This is a genomic window from Amycolatopsis sp. CA-126428 (assembly GCF_002904335.1).
Lineage (GTDB): Bacteria > Actinomycetota > Actinomycetes > Mycobacteriales > Pseudonocardiaceae > Amycolatopsis.
Genome location: NZ_PPHF01000123.1, coordinates 171,970 through 188,185, shown reverse-complemented (window position 1 = coordinate 188,185; position 16,216 = coordinate 171,970). Strand labels below are relative to the sequence as shown.

At 72.5% G+C, this 16,216-nt stretch carries 17 protein-coding genes; 8 read left to right on the top strand and 9 right to left on the bottom strand.

All coding sequences use genetic code 11. The features are described 5' to 3' along the window. Positions 1-5 precede the first annotated feature (5 nt). The 3 genes from C2L58_RS30205 to C2L58_RS30195 all read left to right on the top strand — a co-directional run bounded on the left by C2L58_RS30205 (position 6) and on the right by C2L58_RS30195 (position 2,246). Positions 6-854 carry an NAD(P)H-binding protein gene (locus tag C2L58_RS30205; protein ID WP_103341065.1) on the top strand — a complete coding sequence of 283 codons (849 nt, stop codon included), beginning with the start codon at positions 6-8 and terminating at the stop codon, positions 852-854. 19 nt (positions 855-873) lie between these two features. Continuing rightward, positions 874-1,518 (top strand): response regulator, encoded by a 645-nt coding sequence (locus tag C2L58_RS30200; protein ID WP_103341064.1) that lies wholly within the window; start codon positions 874-876, stop codon positions 1,516-1,518. A gap of 104 nt (positions 1,519-1,622) precedes the next feature. Next, on the top strand, positions 1,623-2,246 hold the full coding sequence (locus C2L58_RS30195) for a response regulator transcription factor (RefSeq protein WP_103341063.1): 624 nt from the start codon (positions 1,623-1,625) through the stop codon (positions 2,244-2,246). A gap of 19 nt (positions 2,247-2,265) precedes the next feature. On the opposite strand, the gene C2L58_RS30190 is transcribed toward C2L58_RS30195, so the two are convergent. Both C2L58_RS30190 and C2L58_RS30185 read right to left on the bottom strand, forming a co-directional pair. Continuing rightward, positions 2,266-3,549 carry an ATP-binding protein gene (locus tag C2L58_RS30190; protein ID WP_103341062.1) on the bottom strand — a complete coding sequence of 428 codons (1,284 nt, stop codon included), beginning with the start codon at positions 3,547-3,549 and terminating at the stop codon, positions 2,266-2,268. A 4-nt stretch (positions 3,550-3,553) separates the two neighbouring features. Beyond that, positions 3,554-4,249, bottom strand: coding sequence for a response regulator transcription factor (locus C2L58_RS30185; RefSeq protein ID WP_103341097.1), 696 nt, complete (start codon positions 4,247-4,249; stop codon positions 3,554-3,556). 42 nt (positions 4,250-4,291) lie between these two features. Between C2L58_RS30185 and hisN the strand changes: the two genes are divergently transcribed. Then, a complete protein-coding gene (gene hisN / locus C2L58_RS30180) occupies positions 4,292-5,077 on the top strand; it encodes a histidinol-phosphatase (RefSeq protein WP_103341061.1) in 786 nt (261 codons plus the stop codon). Between the two features lie 128 nt (positions 5,078-5,205). Continuing rightward, positions 5,206-8,466, top strand: coding sequence for a GH92 family glycosyl hydrolase (locus tag C2L58_RS30175; RefSeq protein WP_103341060.1), 3,261 nt, complete (start codon positions 5,206-5,208; stop codon positions 8,464-8,466). Between the two features lie 42 nt (positions 8,467-8,508). Here the strand turns inward: C2L58_RS30175 and C2L58_RS30170 are convergent, their stop codons facing one another. The 5 genes from C2L58_RS30170 to C2L58_RS30150 all read right to left on the bottom strand — a co-directional run bounded on the left by C2L58_RS30170 (position 8,509) and on the right by C2L58_RS30150 (position 12,327). Then, complete coding sequence (locus C2L58_RS30170; protein ID WP_003105220.1) at positions 8,509-8,769, bottom strand: hypothetical protein; 261 nt, start codon at positions 8,767-8,769, stop codon at positions 8,509-8,511. After that, positions 8,769-9,755: a TNT domain-containing protein gene (locus tag C2L58_RS30165; RefSeq protein ID WP_233226017.1), complete on the bottom strand. Its 987-nt coding sequence runs from the start codon at positions 9,753-9,755 to the stop codon at positions 8,769-8,771. Before C2L58_RS30165 ends, C2L58_RS30170 begins: the two co-directional genes overlap by 1 nt. Positions 9,756-9,921: 166 nt before the next feature. Then, complete coding sequence (locus tag C2L58_RS30160) at positions 9,922-10,851, bottom strand: hydroxymethylglutaryl-CoA lyase (protein ID WP_103341058.1); 930 nt, start codon at positions 10,849-10,851, stop codon at positions 9,922-9,924. Next, positions 10,851-11,444 carry a PH domain-containing protein gene (locus C2L58_RS30155; RefSeq protein ID WP_103341057.1) on the bottom strand — a complete coding sequence of 198 codons (594 nt, stop codon included), beginning with the start codon at positions 11,442-11,444 and terminating at the stop codon, positions 10,851-10,853. The genes C2L58_RS30160 and C2L58_RS30155 overlap by 1 nt, the downstream gene beginning before the upstream one ends. An 85-nt stretch (positions 11,445-11,529) precedes the next feature. Further along, positions 11,530-12,327 (bottom strand): biotin--[acetyl-CoA-carboxylase] ligase, encoded by a 798-nt coding sequence (locus C2L58_RS30150; RefSeq protein ID WP_103341056.1) that lies wholly within the window; start codon positions 12,325-12,327, stop codon positions 11,530-11,532. 81 nt (positions 12,328-12,408) lie between these two features. Here C2L58_RS30150 and C2L58_RS30145 point away from each other — a divergent pair, with 81 nt between their 5' ends. Next, entirely contained in the window at positions 12,409-13,437 is a 1,029-nt protein-coding gene (locus tag C2L58_RS30145) for a C40 family peptidase (RefSeq protein ID WP_103341055.1), read from the top strand. 8 nt (positions 13,438-13,445) lie between these two features. On the opposite strand, the gene C2L58_RS30140 is transcribed toward C2L58_RS30145, so the two are convergent. Both C2L58_RS30140 and C2L58_RS30135 read right to left on the bottom strand, forming a co-directional pair. Then, positions 13,446-14,096, bottom strand: coding sequence for a response regulator (locus tag C2L58_RS30140; protein ID WP_103341054.1), 651 nt, complete (start codon positions 14,094-14,096; stop codon positions 13,446-13,448). After that, the gene (locus C2L58_RS30135) at positions 14,093-15,193 is read right to left on the bottom strand and encodes a sensor histidine kinase (protein ID WP_103341053.1); all 1,101 of its coding nucleotides are present in this window, start codon (positions 15,191-15,193) and stop codon (positions 14,093-14,095) included. Before C2L58_RS30135 ends, C2L58_RS30140 begins: the two co-directional genes overlap by 4 nt. Before the next feature lie 191 nt (positions 15,194-15,384). Between C2L58_RS30135 and C2L58_RS30130 the strand changes: the two genes are divergently transcribed. Together C2L58_RS30130 and C2L58_RS30125 are read left to right on the top strand one after the other, a co-directional pair. Continuing rightward, positions 15,385-15,705, top strand: a complete 321-nt coding sequence (locus C2L58_RS30130) for a DUF6223 family protein (RefSeq protein WP_103341052.1) — start codon at positions 15,385-15,387, stop codon at positions 15,703-15,705. A 9-nt stretch (positions 15,706-15,714) separates the two neighbouring features. Next, a complete protein-coding gene (locus C2L58_RS30125) occupies positions 15,715-16,053 on the top strand; it encodes a VOC family protein (RefSeq protein WP_103341051.1) in 339 nt (112 codons plus the stop codon). Positions 16,054-16,216 lie beyond the last annotated feature (163 nt).

The window sequence follows — 16,216 nt, the reverse complement described above, 5'->3', positions numbered from 1 at the left end:
CCCCGATGATCTTCGTCCTCGGCGCCACCGGCAAGGTCGGCCGCCACCTCGTCCCCGCCCTGCTCGACGCCGGCGCCGGCGTTCGCGCGCTGACCCGCGACCCGGCGAAGGCCCGGATCGACCCGCGCGCCGAAGTGGTCCGCGGCGACCTCGACACCTCGGACCTGCCCGCCCTGCTGGCCGGCGCGGACCGCGTGTTCGTGCTGAGCCAGGGCCACCGCGCCGACCGGGAAGCGGCCACCGCCCGAGCCGCCGCGCAGGCCGGCGTCACCCACCTGGTCAAGCTGTCCACCACGGGTGTCCACTTCGGACAGAAGGATCCGATCACCTCGGCGCACGCCGAAGCCGAGCAGGCGGTCCGCGAAGCCGGGCCGGCCTGGACGATCCTGCGGCCCGGCACCTTCATGGACAACCGGTTCACCTGGATCGGCTCGATCCGCGAAGAGAACGCCGTGTACGTGCCCGACACCGATCCGCCGTCCGCGCTGATCCACGTCCGGGACATCGCCGAAGTCGCGGCCCTCGTGCTGACGACGTCCGGCCACCAAGGCGCGACCTACGAGCTCACCGGCGGCGAAGCCCTGACCACCGAGCGGCAGGTCGCCATCCTGGCCGAGGCGATCGGCCGTCCGCTGAAGTACGTCGAAGAAACCGAAAGCGCCGCGAAGGAACGGCTGATCCGGACGTACGGCTGGCCCGCAAAGGCCGTCGACGGCCTCTTCGCCCTCAAGCGCGAGTCGGCTCCGCACGAACACGTCGTCTTCGACACCGTCGAGCGGCTGCTCGGCCGGCCGCCGCTGACCTTCGCGGCCTGGGCACGGGAGAACGCGTCCGCGTACCATCACCAGGAGTGACGAGGGGGAGGTGAGGCGGATGAGCGCCCTGCGCGTCCTCGTCGTGGACGACCATCCCCTGTTCCGGATCGGCGTGGGCACGCTGCTCGCCGCCGAACCCGGGATCGAGGTCGTCGGCGAAGCCGCCAGCGGAACCGACGCCATCGCCTCCGCCACCGCCCTGCGGCCGGACGTCGTCGTGATGGACCTGCACCTGCCCGACCTGTCCGGCATCCAGGCGACCCGGCACATCGTGGCGGCGAACCCGGGCACCGGCGTGCTGATGCTGACGATGGCCGACGAAAGCGAGTCGGTCTTCGCGGCGATGCGCGCCGGTGCCCGGGGCTACCTGCTCAAGGACGCCGAGCCGGACGAGATCATCCGCGCCGTCCAGGCGGTCGCCCGGCGGGAGGCGATCTTCGGCCCGGACATCGCGAACCGCGTGCTCGCCTTCTTCAACCAGCCACCGGCCAGCGAACCGGTGTTCCCGGAACTGACCGGGCGCGAACGCGAGGTGCTTGCGCTGATCGCCGCCGGGCACAGCAACAGCCTCATCGCGAGCACGCTGTGCCTGAGCCCGAAAACCGTGCGCAACCACATCTCGAACGTCTTCGCCAAGCTGCACGTGGCCGACCGCGCCGAGGCGATCGTCCGGGCCAGGGACGCGGGCCTCGGCCGGATTTGAAGGACGGCGCTCCCGGGCAACATCGGGACGCCGGTCCCATGCGCCCGGGACACGCGAGCGGGCAGGCTGGGCAGCCTGCACCGTTCGAGGGGAAATGGGGAACGATGTTCGAATCCGAGCGGACCCCGGTGGTGGTCCGCGCCACCGATCCGATCCTGCACGACGGCGTCTGCACGGCGCTGCGGTCGCGCGCCGACGTCCGGGTGGTGGACGACGGCACGGCCCTGGTCGCCCTGCTGGTCGCCGACCGGCTCGACGAGCCGATGACCCGGCTGCTGGCCGCGCTGCACCACCAGGGCTTCACCCGCATCGTGCTGATCGCGGGCGAAGTCGACGACAACGAGATCCTGAACGCGGTCGAGCACGGGGTCTGCGCGGTCGCCCGCCGCGCCGACGCGGGGCCCGACGTCCTGGTCCGCCTGATCAAGGCCGCCGCGGCCGGGGAAGGCGCGTTGCCTCCCGAGCTGCTCGGCCGGTTGCTGAACCGGGTTTCGCGCCTGCAGCGCCAGGTGCTCCAGCCGCGCGGCCTGCGCCTGGGCGGCATGAGCGACCGCGAGACGGAGGTCCTCAAGCTCGTCGCGGCGGGTCATTCGACGCAGGAGATCGCCGACGAGCTGTGCTACTCGCAGCGCACGGTGAAGAGCATCCTCCACGACGTGACCAACCGGTTCCAGCTGCGGAACCGGTCGCACGCGGTCGCCTACGCGATGCGGGAGGGGCTGATCTGAGCGGCCGGCCGGGCGCTTCCTAACGCGGGACGCGCTCGGCCGGCCAGCGCACTTCGGGGACGTCGGTCGGCCGCGGCACCTTGAGGAACAGGCTGAACACCGCCGGGCGGCGGTTCGACAGCTCCAGGCGGCCGCCGTCGGCCTCGACCAGGGCCCGCGCCAAGGCCAGTCCCACGCCCGTCGAGCCACCGCCGGAGAAGCCGCGCTCGAAGATGTGCGGGGCGAGCTCGTCCGGGACGCCGGGGCCGGTGTCGCTCACCTCGATCACCACCGTGCCCTCGGCGTCGCCGCGGCGGGCGATGAGCGTCACCGTGCCCGAGCCGTGGCGCAGCGCGTTGTCCAGCAGCACGCCGATGACCTCGCGGAGCCGTCCCGGGGTGGCCCGCGCCATCAGGGCGTCGGCCACGCGGGTCCGCAGGTTGCGGCCCTCCGAGCGGAGCAGCTCGCGCCACTCCTGGGCCATCGCCGGCAGCTGGGTCGGCAGGTCCACCGGTTCGGCGCCGACCTCGCGCGCCGCGCGGGCCGCCGCCAGCAGCTCGTCCAGTGCCTCGGCGAGCCGGTCGGCCTGTTCCTGGGCCGCCTTCGACTCGTCGGCCACCTCGTCGTCCGGGTGGACCGTGAGCGGTTCCAGCCGCAGCTGCAACGCCGTCAGCCGGCTGCGCAGCTGGTGCGAGACGTCCCCGACGAGCTGGCGTTCCCGCTGCACCAGCTGGGCCAGCGCGGTGCCGGACGCGTCCAGCGCTTCGGCGACCATGTCGAGTTCGCCGACGCCGTAGCGGCTCGGGTCGGGCCGGAAGTCGCCGCCGCCCAGCCGGGCCGCGCGTTCGGCCACGTGCCGCAGCGGCTTCGCGAGCCGCCGGGCCGTCGCGATGGCGACCACCGCGCCGGTGCCCACCGACAGCAGCACCAGCAGCACGACGACCAGCGTCACCGTCGTCTGCCGCTCGTGCATCGGGCCGGCCGGGACGGCGATCTCCACCTTGCCGTCGCGGGCCAGGTCGGCCGTCTCGGTGACGGTTTCGGGGCCGGGACTGCTGCCGTAGCGCTTCTCGGTCTGGCCGCTGGCCCGGACGGTCAGCAGTCCGTTCGCCGGGACCGCCGCGCGCACCTGGTCGAGGTCGATCTCCTGGCCGTTGGCGATTTCGGTGTCCAGGATCGCCGCCGCCGCACGGGCGTTCTCGGCGAGCGTTTCGCGGTAGCTCGACTCGATCTGCCAGCTCGCCACGATGCCCAGCGGGATGCCGAGGACCGCCGCGGTGACAGCGACGGCCAGCAGGATGGCCAGCAGGATGCGGCGGCGCACGGCTTTATTCGGCGTTGAAGCGGAAGCCGACGCCGCGGACGGTCGCGATCCGCCGCTCGCCGTCGTGGGTCTTGCTGGTGCGGCCGGCGGCCTCGTCGGCGGCGATGGCGAGCTTCCGGCGCAGCCACGACATGTGCATGTCGAGCGTCTTGGACGTCTTCGACTCGAGGTCGTTCCAGACCTCGGCGAGGATCTCGTCGCGGCTCACGACCTGCCCGGCCCGGCTCATCAGCACGCGCAGCAGCTCGAACTCCTTGTTCGCCAGCTGGACTTCGTGGTTGTCCACCGTCACCAGCCGGGCGCCGAGGTCCATCCGCACCCCGCCGGCCTCCAGGACGTCGGGCACCCGCCGGCGCAGCAGCGCGCGGATCCGGGCGAGCAGCTCGGCGAGGCGGAACGGCTTGGCGACGTAGTCGTCGGCGCCCGCGTCCAGGCCGACGACGAAGTCGACCTCGTCGGTGCGGGCGGTGAGCATCAGGACGGGCAGCTCGGTGCCGGCGGCGCGCAGGCGGCGGCAGACCTCCAGACCGTCCATCCCGGGCAGGCCGAGGTCGAGCACGAGCAGGTCGACGCGCTGGGCGGCGGTGGCGTCGAGCACCGAAGGGCCGTCGGTGACGACGTGGATCTCGTATCCCTCACGTTCGAGGGCGCGGGAGAGCGGTTCGGCGATGGCCGGATCGTCTTCGGCTAGTAGGACCATGCTCACCTGGCCAACTCTACGGCTCACGGGCGTGAAACCATCGTGACCGTGCCTGGCTACGAAGATGATCTGGCTCTCGCCACCCGGCTGGCCGACGCCGCCGACGCGATCACGACGGCGCGGTTCCGCGCCCTGGACCTGGCGGTGGAGCGCAAGCCCGACCGCACCCCGGTGACCGACGCCGACACCGCGGTCGAGGACGCGATCCGCGCGCTGCTGGCGGCCGAACGCCCGGCCGACGCGGTGCTCGGCGAGGAGCGTGGCGGCTCGGCCGCAACGGGCCGCGCGTGGGTGCTCGACCCGATCGACGGGACCAAGAACTTCCTCCGCGGAGTACCCGTTTGGGCGACCCTCATCGCCCTGGTGGAGGACGGCGACCCGGTCGTCGGCCTGATCAGCGCGCCCCTGCTGGGCCGCCGCTGGTGGGCGGCTTCGGGCGACGGGGCGTTTTCGAGCGACTCGGCCGGAACCCGCCGGCTGTCGGTTTCGAAGGTTTCGTCCCTTTCGGACGCTTATCTGTCCACAACGGACCTCAACTCCTGGATCGAGTACCACTCGCGCGAGAAGTACCTCGAACTGGTGGACGCGTGCTGGGAGACCCGGGCGTTCGGCGACTTCTGGCACCACGTGCTGGTGGCCGAGGGCGCGCTGGACGTGGCGGCGGAGTGCATCGTCAACCCGTGGGACGTCGCGGCCGCGCAGGTGATCGTGACCGAGGCGGGCGGCCGGTTCAGCGATCTGGACGGTGCCGAGCGCTACGACAACGGCAGCGCGCTCTCGACGAACGGCCGCCTCCACGACGCGGCCTTGGCGATCCTCGAGCGCTGACGGCGACCCGGCGAGCACTTCTTGACCGGTCTGGACCAGCAGTGGTTCACTCACGGTGCTCGCCGGGTCACCCGGTCTTCTGACAACGTTGTCAACCGGGGTGATCCGCTCACCCCGGGAGGAAGAGCATGCGCAGAGTCGTCACCGCGGCTTTGATCGTCCCCCTCGTCACGGCGGTCGCACCCGCGGCCGCCGAACCCCTGAACCGAGACTTCGCCGCCTACGTCAACCCGTTCACCGGCGCGAAGGCCGGCGACACGCCCGAGACCAACACCTACGCCGGCGACACGTTCCCCGGCGCCGACGTCCCGTTCGGCATGGTGCAGTGGAGTCCCGACACGCCCCTGCAGCCCAAGCCGCCCACCGGCCAGGGCCGCTACTACGCCCGGGACCGCGACGGCGGCTACGCCTGGGAAGAGAACCGGCTCCGCGGCTTCAGCCTCACCCACTTCAACGGCGCCGGCTGCGGCGGCGCGGCGGGCGACGTGCCGTTCCTGCCGATCGCCGGGAACATCACCACCTCGCCGGCCGTCGACGCGACGAAGTACTTCCCCACCTTCAGCCACGTGAACGAATCGGCGTCGCCCGGCTACTACAAGGTGACGACCGATTCGGGCGTCACCACCGAGCTGACCGCGACCCAGCGCTCCGGCCTGGGCCGCTTCACCTTCCCGAAGGACTCCCCCGCCACGCTGCTGATCGACGTCGCGCAGTCCGCGATGGGCAGCGACGACGCCGCCGTGACCGTCGACCCGGCCCGGCGCACCGTCGAAGGCTGGGTCTCCAGCGGCCACTTCTGCCGCGGCCCGAACACCTACAAGGTCTACTTCCGGGCCACCTTCGACCAGCCGTTCCGCACGTCCGGGACCTGGCAGGACGCGACCGTGACGCCCGGCGGCACCAGCGCCCGCGGCGGCAACCTGAGCAGGACGACGTGGGACAAGCAGGTGGTCACCGCCGAGGGCGGTTCCGGCGCCTACCTGACCTTCGACCCGGCGAAACCGGTCCAGGTCCGGGTCGGCTTGTCCTATGTGGACGCGGCCGGGGCGCGGCTCAACGCCGATCTCGAACAGCGTCAGGACTCCTTCGGCACCGTGCAGGGCAACGCGCGCCGGGCGTGGAACGACCGGCTGCGGCAGATCGCCGTCGAAGGCGGCACGGACGCGGCCACGAAGACGTTCTACACCGCGCTGTACCACACCCTCATGCAGCCGAACGTCTTTTCCGATGTGGACGGTCGCTATCCCGGGTTCGACAAGGCGATCCACCACGCGAAGCCGGGTCACGCGCAGTACGCGAACTTCTCCGGCTGGGACACCTACCGCGACGAGGTCCAGCTGCTGTCGCTGCTCGCCCCGCACGAGGCCGCCGACATGGCGCAGTCGATGCTCAACCAGGCCGACCAGGCGGGCGGGATCTGGGACCGCTGGTCGCAGAACAACGACTTCATGGGGGTGATGGGCGGCGATCCGTACCACTCGATCATCGCCAGCACGTACGCCTTCGGCGCCACGGACTTCGACGCCCGGAGCGCCCTGAAGTCGATGGTCAACGGCGCCACCCGTGTCCAGCAGGCGGGCGAACGGGCTCTCGAACGCCCCGGCCTGTCGGACTACCAGACGCTGGGCTACCACCCGAACAACGTCTCCGACATGCTCGAGGAGACGACGGCGGACTTCGGCATCGCGCAGCTCGCCCAGCGGCTCGGCGATCCCCGGACCTACCACCGGTTCATGAGCCGCGCCCAGTACTGGGAGAACGTCTACAACCCGGCCACGGGCTACCTGCAGACCCGGATGCGCGACGGCCAGTTCCTCTCGCCGTTCGACCCCGCGCAGTACCAGGAAATGCGCTACCAGGAAGGGAACGCGGCGCAGTACACGTGGATGGTGCCCTACAACGTCCGAGGCCTCTTCGACGCGATGGGCGGCAACGACGCCGCGAAGAAGCGTCTCGACTTCTTCTTCACGAAGCTGAACAGCGACGCCAGTTCGCCGTACGCCTTCATGTCGAACGAGCCGTCGTTCGAGGTGCCGTGGGAGTACGCCTACGCGGGCGCGCCGTCGAAGACCCAGGACATCGTGCGCCGCTCGGCGGAGCTGTTGTTCAAGCCGGGTGAAGACGGCCTGCCGGGCAACGACGACCTCGGCGCGACGTCGGCGTGGTACGTCTTCGCCGCGCTCGGCATGTACCCGGAGGCGCCCGGCCGCGCCGAAATGGTGCTGGCCAGCCCGATGTTCCCGAAGATCACGCTGACCCGGGCGACCGGGCAGCGGATCACGATCACCGCGCCCGGCGCGTCCAGCTCGGTGAAGTACGTGAAGAACCTGAAGGTGAACGGCCAGCCCAGCACGAAACCGTGGCTGCCGGAGTCGTTCGCGGTGAACGGCGGGCGGCTGGACTTCACGCTCGGCGCGTCGCCGACGTCGTGGGGGTCGGGCGCTTCCGACGTCCCGCCGTCGTTCCGCGACGGTGAAGTTCCGGTGCGCGGCCGGGTCGGCCCGGGCCGGATCGCGGTCGCACCCGGCGGCGCCACCGGCGCCACGGTGCTCGCCGAAGGCATCACCGGCGCGGGCACGGTGTCCTGGCAGGCGAAGCCGCCGGCGGGGATCACCGTGACGCCGTCGAGCGGGACGCTCACCGTGGGCGCACACGGCACCGCTTCGCAGCAGGTGCGGGTCACCGCGGCGGCCGGGACGCCGGACGCGTACACGAGCGTGCCGGTGACCTTCGACGGGCAACCGGTCCCCGCGGTCCTGCCGGTGACCGTCGGAACGCCGGGGACGCTGCCCGCGGCGAGCACGAACGTCGGCGTCACCGACGACAAGTTCGTCCAGTACGGCGACTTCGGCGAGACCGACCTCTACCCGGGCGGGTTCGCGTTCTCCTACTCGGCGCAGGGCTTCGCCGCGAACGGCATCACGCCGGGCGCGACGGTGACCGCGAACGGGCAGCAGTTCCGCTGGCCGTCGAGCCCGGCCGGGTCACCGGACAACGTGATCGCGGCGGGGCAAACGCTTGCGGTGGACGCTCCGGCGGGCGCGTCGAAGCTGTCGTTCCTCGGCGCGGCGACCGGCGCGGACGCCCAGGGCACGGTGACCGTCACCTACACCGACGGCTCGGCCCAGCAGGCACAACTCGGGTTGTCGGAATGGCTGTTGAAGGGCGGTGAGGAGACGCCGCAGTTCGGGAACACGGTCGTCGCGAAGGTGCCGTACGTGAACTCGGCGTTCCCGCGGTACATGTTCCGGCTTCAACGGCCGTACACGTCGTACCTGTTCGCGACGGCCCCGATCGCCCTCGACCCGGCGAAGCAGGTCCGCAGCATCACCCTGCCCCCGTCGACCGGCGCGGGACAGGCGCACGTCTTCACCTACGCGGTGGGCTGAGTCGTCGTGAGTGGTAAGGCGGGTTCTAGCCCGCCTTACCACTCACGACCCGGGCAGCAGGCCGACGGCGCCGCGGGCGACCTGGGCCCAGGCCAGCCGGCCGAACAGGTAGTGGCACGCCACCTGCTCACTGGTGAACCGGGCCCAGTCGTAGCGGTTGCCCTGCTCGCGCCAGAACACTTCCCACGCCTCGTCCTCGCCCTGCATCAGGCACCAGGCGTTGTCGACCTCGGCGCCGAGCGAGACGACCTCCGGCGGCACGCCCAGCACGCCGAGCCACCGCTGGATCGACTGGGTGTTCATCAGTCCTCATCCCCCTTGGCCTCGGCGAGGTAGCCGAGGGTCACCAGTTCGTCGGCCGCCAGCAGGGCACGGTACCGCGTGCCGCCGCCGACCTGCCCGAACCAGTTCGCGGTCTCCGAGCGCCACATCGGCACCTTGCGCACCACGACGTACCGGCGGTATTCGGCGTCCAGGAACGCGGGTGGCAGCGAGCGCTCCGCGAACGGCGTCCCGTCGGCGAAGAGCACCCGCCCGTAGGCCGGGCCGAAGCGGTCGAGGACCGTGTCGGCCGGGACCATCACCGGCTCGGGCCAGTCGACGCTGCTCTCGGGGAACTGCTCGCCCGGCGGCCACGCGTATTCGGGGCCGAGCTCGCTGTGCCCGACGACGAACCGGCGGATCCAGACCGCCTGCGTCGCGCGGGCGTACGGCACGTACCCGTCGGTGAGGTGCCGCGGCACCGGCCGCGACGGCGCGGTCGGCGAGCGGCGGAAGCCCGCGGTGACGTTCGTCAGGGCCTGGTCGTCGAAGATCAGCCGGGCGTCCGGGTGGTCGTTCGGCGCGAAGCCGTCGGGGTCCTCGGGCAGCGGCAGCTGAAGCGCCGGCTTGTCCATCGCCACCGGCAGGTGCCCGATCGGGAACATGTGCACCAGGAACAGCGCGACGATGCTTTCCCGTTCCGTGCGCGGCGAGCCCAGCGGCGGCAGCGGCACGGGTGAGCCCGGGTTCGGTGGCGGGCCCGCGACCGGCGGTGGCCCGGCCACCGGCGGCGGCAGCGGGGCCGGTGTCGGCGGCGGGGGTGGCGGTGGGGCCGGGGGCAGCGGGAACGGCGGCAGCAGCGGCGACACCGCGTGCGGCCAGGCCGCGGGGTTGCCCGAGGGCGGGGTCGGGGCCTCTTCGAAGGCGCCCGAATCCGCCAGGCCGTACCCGGGCAGCTGCACCGGCCCGGTGTCGAGGTCGGCCTCGACCGGTTCGGAGCCCGCCTCGGAAGGCTCGGTCACACCCATCCTCCGGCTCGGTCGGTGCCCGGGGGGCACACGATGTTCGACGCGGCCGCGGCGCTGCCGGTCCCCCTTGATACCGCACCCCTTCCCCGGGGGCGCGACGAGGTCAGTTGTTTTCCGGGGGCTCCGGGTGGCGAAGCCCCCGGCCCGGGGCGGAGCCCCGGAAGTCTCAGCCCAGTGCGGCGACCACGCGGGACGGGCTCGGGCGGCCGAGCTGTCCCGCCATCCACACGCTGGCCGCCACCAGCGCGTCCAAGTCGACACCGGTGGCCACCCCGAGGCCCTCCAGCATCCACACCAGGTCCTCGGTCGCCAGGTTGCCGGTGGCCGATTCGGCGTACGGGCAGCCGCCGAGCCCGCCCGCCGAAGAGTCCACAGTTGACACTCCACATCGGAGCGCCGCGAGCGTGTTGGCGAGAGCCTGACCGTAGGTGTCGTGGAAGTGCACGGCCAAAGTACCGACGTCGTCGAACAGCCCGATGAGCGTTTCGACCTGCCCGGCCGTGGCGACGCCGATGGTGTCGCCCAGCGAAAGCTGCGAGCACCCCATGTCCAGCAGGCGGCGGCCGGCGGCGGCGACCTGCTTCGCCGGCACGACGCCTTCCCAGGGGTCGCCGAAGCACATCGAGAGGTAGCCGCGGACGGCCAAGCCCGCTTCCCGGGCCCGCGTCACGACCGGCTCGAACATCGCGAACTGTTCGTCGAGCGAGGAGTTGAGGTTCTTGCGCGCGAACGTCTCCGTCGCGCTGGCGAAGATCGCGATGTGCTCCACGCCGGCTTCGAGGGCCCGGTTCAGGCCCTTCTCGTTCGGGACCAGCACCGGGTACCGGACGCCTTCGCGGCGGTCGAGCCGGGCCAGCAGCTGCTCGGCGTCGGCGAGCTGCGGCACCCACTTCGGGTGGACGAAACTGGTCGCTTCGAGCGTGGTGAGCCCGGCGCCCGCGAGCCGGTCGAGGAACTCCAGCTTGACCTCGACCGGGACGATCGTCTCCTCGTTCTGCAGCCCGTCGCGCGGGCCGACCTCCCAGATCGTGACGGAGTCCGGCAGCTCCCCCGCCGAGGGCACCCGCTCGGGCAGACCCAGCGCGCGCGTGCCCATCAGCGGCGTCTCTCGCCACGCGGCGGCCGGCCGCCGCCCTGGGGCGGCAGCGGCGTGGTCTGCTGGGGCTGCTGCTGCGGGGCACCCGGCCGGTAGTCGTCGTACGGGTTGTCGTTGACCTCGCGGTAGATGACCGTGTGCACCTTTTCGACGTGCGGGATGTCCTCGAAGCGCAGCGGCTCGTCCGAGGCCGACTCGATGATGAGCGTGCCGCAGCCGAAGACCCGGTCCAGCAGGCCGTGCTCGAACTGGACGCTGTTGATCCGGCCCATCGGGATGTCGATGCCGGTGCGCTTGAGGACGCCCTCGCGGGCGATCAGCCGGTCCGTCGTCACGATGAAGTGGGTGGTCCGCCAGCGCACGAGCGGCGCCAGGAACAGCCACACGATCAGCACGAGCGCCACGACGGCGATGGCGATCAGCCCGACCGTGTTCCACGGCGAGCCGGCGTCCTTCGCGAGGATCGCGAGCCAGGTGCCCGCGCCCACGGTGACCAGCAGCGCGAGCGTCGGGAAGATCAGCATCTTGAAGTGCGGGTGACTGTGCACCACGACGTGCTCTTGCTCGCTGAGCAAATCGTCCGGATAAGCCACGGCGGACGCTCCCAAGGTCGGTGCGGCGGTGTCGTCTCACCGTACCGGCGAGCGAGGAGGCGGTGGGGGGCAACGCCCCGAAGAATCAGGCCGGACGCACGTGGACCACGTCACCCGCGAAGACGGTGTGCCGCTCGCCGCCCGGCACGTCGACCTGGAGCTGCCCGGTGGCGTCGATGCCGGCGGCCCGCCCGACGAGCGACGACCCGTCCGGCAGCTGCACCTCGACGTCCTGGCCGAGGGTCGCGCAGTGGGCGCGGTAGTCGCCGAGCAGCCCGGCCGCGGTGAGGTCGCCGCGGGCCAGGCGCCAGCGCCGCTCGAGGTCGTCGAACCCGGTGAGCAGCGCGACGGCGACGTCGGTGCGGTCGGTGTTCGTGGCACCGTGCTCGGCCAGCGACGTCGCGGGCAGCCCGCCGGGTCCCGGCTGGACGTCGCCGGGGGGCAGGACGTTGAGGCCGATGCCGAGCACGATCGACGGCTCGGCCCCGGCGACGGCCTCGGCGAGGATGCCGGCGCACTTCGCGCCGTCGACCAGGACGTCGTTGGGCCACTTGAGCACGGCGTTCACCCCGACGGACGCGGCGGCCGCGCGAACGGCGAGCCCGGCGACGACGGACAGTGAGCCGAGCACCGAGAAGGGGACACCCGGCCGGAGCGCGACGCTCAGGTACAGCCCGGCCCCCTTGGGCGAGCTCCACGAGCGAGCCCGCCGGCCGACGCCCGCGGTCTGCTCTTCGGCGAGCAGGACGGTCCGGTCGGCGGCGCCGTTTTCGAGGGCTTCTCGCAGGTCGGCGTTGGTGGAACCGGTGCGCTCGACGACGTCGATCTTCGCGTACCGACCGTGGAGCGCGGAGGTGAGCCGGGCCGCGCTGATCTCAGGCATGTGCCCACAATATGGGAGTCCCCCTATCGTGCAACCTACTCAGTCGTTCAGTAAGAGGTGCGCTCTTCTAAGTTGGAACCCGTGACGACCAAGCAGGCTTCGTGGGCCCGCGGCGCTGCGCTGCGCGGCCTGGTCGCGCTGCCGCTCGTCGCCGGACTCGTCACGGCGGGCTGGCTGCTGGCCGACCGGTCGCCGGAACCCGCGGCCGTCCCGGTTCCCCCGCCGGTGGTGCGTGACGCGGTGTCGGGCCCGTCGGTCCTCGAAGTCAGCGCGCCGGTGAAGGCGCAGGAGCCGGGTCAGGGCGCGTCCGGCCAGGGCGGCAAGAGCCCGTTGCAGCAGTGGGCCGAGCAGCTGGCCGGTCCCCTCGACATCCCCGCGAGCGCGCTGATCGGCTACGCGAACGGCGAGCTGGCGCTGCGCGGCGAAGACCCGTCGTGCCACCTCTCGTGGGTCACGCTCGCGGGTGTCGGCGCGGCGGCGTCCGATCACGGCCGGGGCGGCGGCAACCTGCTGGGCCTGACGGCGGCGCAGACCAAGAAGTTCGGCTCCGACGCCCCGGCGGCGGCCGGCCGGGCGCTGTGCGCGGGCGACACCGACCTCGGCGCCGGCCCCGGCTGGTGGAAGGCCATCGCGGCCTACCACCCGGGCAGCGACACCGAGCTGTTCCGCCAGCGCGTGCTCGGCATGGCCCAGCTGTACGCCACGCTGTCCCTCGACCCGGCATCGGCGAGCTCGCCGCGCGTCCGCGCGACCCGCTTCGCGCTGGGCCAGCTCGGCCTCCCGTACGTCTGGGGCGGCAACGGCCCGGACGCGGGCGCGGCGGGCTTCGACTGCTCCGGCCTGACGAAGGCGTCGTATGACAGCGCGGGCGTCGCCCTCCCGCGGACGGCGGACAGCCAGTTCCGCGCCCTCCCGCCGGTGCCGGCCGCCCAGGAGCCCCGCCTGGGCGACCTGGTGTTCTACGGCAGCCCGGCCACCCGCATCCACCACGTCGGCCTGTACCTCGGCAACGGCCTGATGATCAACGCGCCGACCGAGGGCCAGGCGATCCAGATCCACACGTACCACTCGAAGGGCGACGACTACGCGGGCGCGGGCCGCCCGGCCTGACGACGGCCTCACCGCGGCACCACCAGCCCCGATTCGTAGGCGAACACCACCAGCTGCGCCCGGTCGCGCGCGTGCAGCTTCATCATGGCCCGGTTGACGTGCGTCTTCGCGGTGAGCGGGCTGATCACCATCCGCGCGGCGATCTCCTCGTTCGACAGCCCCCTCGCGACAAGCGTAACGGCTTCGCGTTCCCGGTTCGTCAGCTCCGCCAGCCCCGCGCCGGGGACGAGCGGCTGGGTCACGTACCGGTCGATCAGCTTGCGGGTGATCGACGGCGCCAGCAGGGCGTCCCCGCGAGCCGCGACGCGCACCGCGTGCAGGAAGTCCTCCGGCTGGATGTCCTTGACCAGGAACCCGGCCGCGCCCGCGCGCAACGCCTCGAAGACGTACTCGTCCAGGCCGTAGTTGGTCAGGATGACGACGTGCACGGCGGCCAGCGCCGGGTGCGCGGCGATGCGCCGGGTCGCCTCGATGCCGTCGACGCCGGGCATCTGGACGTCGAGGAGCGCGGTGTCCGGCAGGTGCTCCAGTGCGAGCCGCACGGCCTCGCCGCCGTCGCCCGCTTCGGCGACCACCTCGATGTCGGCCTCGACGTCGAGGAGCGCGCGGAACCCGCTGCGGATGAGCGGCTGGTCGTCGGCCAGCAGGACGCGGATCACGCGGGGTCCACCGGCAGTTCGGCCTGGACGCTGAAGCCGCCTTCGCGGCGAGGCCCGGCCTGGAGCCGGCCGCCCAGCGCCGTGACGCGCTCGCGCATCCCCGTCAGGCCGACGCCCGGGGCACTGTCCACGGTGGCCTGGCCGTCGTCGTCCACCCGGATGACCAGCGTGCCGGGCCGGTGGTCGATCCGGACCGACGCGGTGGCCGCGGCGGCGTGCCGGGTGACGTTGGTGAGCGACTCCTGGACGATCCGGTAGGCGGTCCGGCCGACCGCGGCCGGCACGCCGTCGCACCGGCCCTCGACCGTCAGCTGCGCGTCGAGACCGGTGGTCCGGGCGCGGCGCACGAGGTCCGGGACGTCGTCGAGCCCGCGCGGCGGATCCTTGTCGTCGTCGCGCAACGCCTCCAGGGTCGCCCGCAGTTCCCGCGCCGCCTCGCGGCCGGCGTCGCGGATCGCCAGCAGCGCGTCGGGCACGTCTTCGCCGCGCTTGCGGGCCAGGTGGACGGCGACTTCGGCCTGCACCTTGATGACCGAGATCTGGTGGGTGAGCGAATCGTGCAGCTCCCGCGCGATGTGCAGCCGTTCCTCGTCCGCGCGCCGCCGCGCGGTTTCCTCGCGGGTGCGTTCGGCTTCGTCGGCCCGGCGCTCGGCCTGGCGCAACGCCTCCCCGGCGGCCCCGGCGGCGATCAGCCACGCCAGCTGGAGGACGTCCCGCGACTGCGTGAACGCCGCGCCCGTGTCGGCCACGCCCGAAGCCAGGAGCGCGAGCGGGATCGCGGCCAGCATGAGCACCGAAGCGACCACCGCGGCGATCCGGTGTCCCGCCCGGACGGCGGCATACACGGCGAAGAGGTAAGCGACGACGGGCACTTCGAAGCCGGCGATCTGGTACGCGAGCGCGCAGACCGCGGTCGCGGCCAGCACGGCGATCGGCGCCCGGCGGCGCGCGGCCAGCGCCAGCCCACCGGCGGCCAGCGCCGCGTACCCCAGGACGTCGAGCTCCGGGATCCGGTGCGCGCCGGACACCCCGGCGACCACCAGGGCCACCGCGACGCCGGCGGCGATCACCCCGTCGACGACCTGCGCGCGGCTCACCCCCGAACCCTAACCGGGTGACCGCCCGGCGAAGTCCCGCGCGGAGAGCATTTCCGGGCTACTGCAGCTGCGGTAGCCGGCCGGCTCCTGCGGCGTCCGCGGCAGCGCGAAGTGTCTGCTCGCGCACCACGACGGGCCACGGGTCCGGCGGACATGCTTCCGGCGTCCGACCCGAACCGAAGGAGCACCTCATGAACGTCCTCGCCGCGACCGGTTCCGCCGACCTCACCCCGGGACGGCTCTGGTCCCTGATCGCCGTCGTGCTCGGAGTCGCGGGGGTCGTCGCGGGCGTGCGGGCACTGTCCCGCGGCCGCGGAGCCGTCGTGGCCCTGGCCGGCGGCCTGGCTTCCGTCGTGATCGGCGGCTGGGTGGTGGCCGCCGCGAAAGGCGGGCCCGGCACCGGCTACGGGATCGTCGGGGGCTACGTGGACCTGGTGATCGGCGCGGTCGCGCTCGTCCTCGGCGGGCTGTCGACGGCCCGCTCGCGCGGTTTTGTCGGTGGTCGCCGCTAGCGTCGGGGCATGTACGAAATCGACTTCGCCGAGTTCCCGTCCACGTCCGCCGCGGCGTCCGGGAAGTTCTTCGAGCGCGCGTTCGGCTGGGCGGCGACTCCGTACGGCCCGGACTACACCGACGTCCGGGGCACCGGCCTCACCTTGGGGTTCCAATCGGCCGCGGACGAACAGACGAGCGCACCGCTGCTCACGATCCGCACGGACGACCTGGCAGCGGCCCGCGAGGCGGTGGCGGCAGCGGGCGGGGTGGTGACGAAGGAACCGTTCGCCTTCCCGGGCGGACGCCGTTTCCACTTCCGCGAGCCGGGCGGGAGCGAGCTGGCGGTGTGGTGCCCGGACGCCTGACGACGTCCGAACGCGCGCGCCACCGGTCGCGAGCTCGAGTTCCCGATCCTCCAGGCGATCACCGTGGCCGGTGGCCGTATCACCGAAGTCCGCCCGTTCTACTGGGACAGCGCGAACGAAACCGCGTCGGCGAGGCCGGCGACCAGTTCGTCGTACTCGGCGC

Excerpts from the sequence above, each read along its gene's own strand:
- C2L58_RS30205 (WP_103341065.1), top strand. The coding sequence starts at position 6 with ATGATCTTCGTCCTCGGCGCCACCGGCAAGGTCGGCCGCCACCTCGTC.
- C2L58_RS30200 (WP_103341064.1), top strand. The coding sequence starts at position 874 with ATGAGCGCCCTGCGCGTCCTCGTCGTGGACGACCATCCCCTGTTCCGG.
- C2L58_RS30195 (WP_103341063.1), top strand. The coding sequence starts at position 1,623 with ATGTTCGAATCCGAGCGGACCCCGGTGGTGGTCCGCGCCACCGATCCG.
- C2L58_RS30185 (WP_103341097.1), bottom strand. The coding sequence starts at position 4,249 with ATGGTCCTACTAGCCGAAGACGATCCGGCCATCGCCGAACCGCTCTCC.
- C2L58_RS30175 (WP_103341060.1), top strand. The coding sequence starts at position 5,206 with ATGCGCAGAGTCGTCACCGCGGCTTTGATCGTCCCCCTCGTCACGGCG.
- C2L58_RS30170 (WP_003105220.1), bottom strand. The coding sequence starts at position 8,769 with ATGAACACCCAGTCGATCCAGCGGTGGCTCGGCGTGCTGGGCGTGCCG.
- C2L58_RS30165 (WP_233226017.1), bottom strand. The coding sequence starts at position 9,755 with ATGGGTGTGACCGAGCCTTCCGAGGCGGGCTCCGAACCGGTCGAGGCC.
- C2L58_RS30160 (WP_103341058.1), bottom strand. The coding sequence starts at position 10,851 with ATGGGCACGCGCGCGCTGGGTCTGCCCGAGCGGGTGCCCTCGGCGGGG.
- C2L58_RS30150 (WP_103341056.1), bottom strand. The coding sequence starts at position 12,327 with ATGCCTGAGATCAGCGCGGCCCGGCTCACCTCCGCGCTCCACGGTCGG.
- C2L58_RS30130 (WP_103341052.1), top strand. The coding sequence starts at position 15,385 with ATGAACGTCCTCGCCGCGACCGGTTCCGCCGACCTCACCCCGGGACGG.
- C2L58_RS30125 (WP_103341051.1), top strand. The coding sequence starts at position 15,715 with ATGTACGAAATCGACTTCGCCGAGTTCCCGTCCACGTCCGCCGCGGCG.